At 38.5% G+C, this 2,083-nt stretch carries 1 protein-coding gene; it reads right to left on the minus strand.

Features of this window, described 5'->3' with window-relative positions:
- Positions 1–130 precede the first annotated feature (130 nt).
- The coding region (locus GQA99_RS21080; protein WP_206194593.1) for a hypothetical protein at positions 131–2,083 on the minus strand (1,953 nt) is incomplete at its 5' end.

Here is a 2,083-nt window from a genome sequence, read left to right on the forward strand (position 1 = left end):
GCATTTTGCTAATCTAGAACGACATTATTTTGGAATGAAATGAGTTGTATCAGCAAAAAAAAAAAAAAAAAAAAAAAAAAAAGTCGACACTAGTTAGCGTGCGGGTGCCAGGGCGTGCCCTTGAGTTCTCTCAGTTGGGGGCGTTGACTGTTTCAGGTTCAGGGGGAGGTGTGGGAGGTTTTTTAAAGCAAGTAAAACCTCTACAAATGTGGTATGGCTGATTATGATCATGAACAGACTGTGAGGACTGAGGGGCCTGAAATGAGCCTTGGGACTGTGAATCAATGCCTGTTTCATGCCCTGAGTCTTCCATGTTCTTCTCCCCACCATCTTCATTTTTATCAGCATTTTCCTGGCTGTCTTCATCATCATCATCACTGTTTCTTAGCCAATCTAAAACTCCAATTCCCATAGCCACATTAAACTTCATTTTTTGATACACTGACAAACTAAACTCTTTGTCCAATCTCTCTTTCCACTCCACAATTCTGCTCTGAATACTTTGAGCAAACTCAGCCACAGGTCTGTACCAAATTAACATAAGAAGCAAAGCAATGCCACTTTGAATTATTCTCTTTTCTAACAAAAACTCACTGCGTTCCAGGCAATGCTTTAAATAATCTTTGGGCCTAAAATCTATTTGTTTTACAAATCTGGCCTGCAGTGTTTTAGGCACACTGTACTCATTCATGGTGACTATTCCAGGGGGAAATATTTGAGTTCTTTTATTTAGGTGTTTCTTTTCTAAGTTTACCTTAACACTGCCATCCAAATAATCCCTTAAATTGTCCAGGTTATTAATTCCCTGACCTGAAGGCAAATCTCTGGACTCCCCTCCAGTGCCCTTTACATCCTCAAAAACTACTAAAAACTGGTCAATAGCTACTCCTAGCTCAAAGTTCAGCCTGTCCAAGGGCAAATTAACATTTAAAGCTTTCCCCCCACATAATTCAAGCAAAGCAGCTGCTAATGTAGTTTTACCACTATCAATTGGTCCTTTAAACAGCCAGTATCTTTTTTTAGGAATGTTGTACACCATGCATTTTAAAAAGTCATACACCACTGAATCCATTTTGGGCAACAAACAGTGTAGCCAAGCAACTCCAGCCATCCATTCTTCTATGTCAGCAGAGCCTGTAGAACCAAACATTATATCCATCCTATCCAAAAGATCATTAAATCTGTTTGTTAACATTTGTTCTCTAGTTAATTGTAGGCTATCAACCCGCTTTTTAGCTAAAACAGTATCAACAGCCTGTTGGCATATGGTTTTTTGGTTTTTGCTGTCAGCAAATATAGCAGCATTTGCATAATGCTTTTCATGGTACTTATAGTGGCTGGGCTGTTCTTTTTTAATACATTTTAAACACATTTCAAAACTGTACTGAAATTCCAAGTACATCCCAAGCAATAACAACACATCATCACATTTTGTTTCCATTGCATACTCTGTTACAAGCTTCCAGGACACTTGTTTAGTTTCCTCTGCTTCTTCTGGATTAAAATCATGCTCCTTTAACCCACCTGGCAAACTTTCCTCAATAACAGAAAATGGATCTCTAGTCAAGGCACTATACATCAAATATTCCTTATTAACCCCTTTACAAATTAAAAAGCTAAAGGTACACAATTTTTGAGCATAGTTATTAATAGCAGACACTCTATGCCTGTGTGGAGTAAGAAAAAACAGTATGTTATGATTATAACTGTTATGCCTACTTATAAAGGTTACAGAATATTTTTCCATAATTTTCTTGTATAGCAGTGCAGCTTTTTCCTTTGTGGTGTAAATAGCAAAGCAAGCAAGAGTTCTATTACTAAACACAGCATGACTCAAAAAACTTAGCAATTCTGAAGGAAAGTCCTTGGGGTCTTCTACCTTTCTCTTCTTTTTTGGAGGAGTAGAATGTTGAGAGTCAGCAGTAGCCTCATCATCACTAGATGGCATTTCTTCTGAGCAAAACAGGTTTTCCTCATTAAAGGCATTCCACCACTGCTCCCATTCATCAGTTCCGTGGAATTCACTGGCCTCCATGGCCATATGAGCGTAATCTGGTACGTCGTATGAGCGAGACGTGCATGA

The sequence above is a fragment of the Shewanella litoralis genome (assembly GCF_009828585.1).
Taxonomy (GTDB): domain Bacteria; phylum Pseudomonadota; class Gammaproteobacteria; order Enterobacterales; family Shewanellaceae; genus Shewanella; species Shewanella litoralis.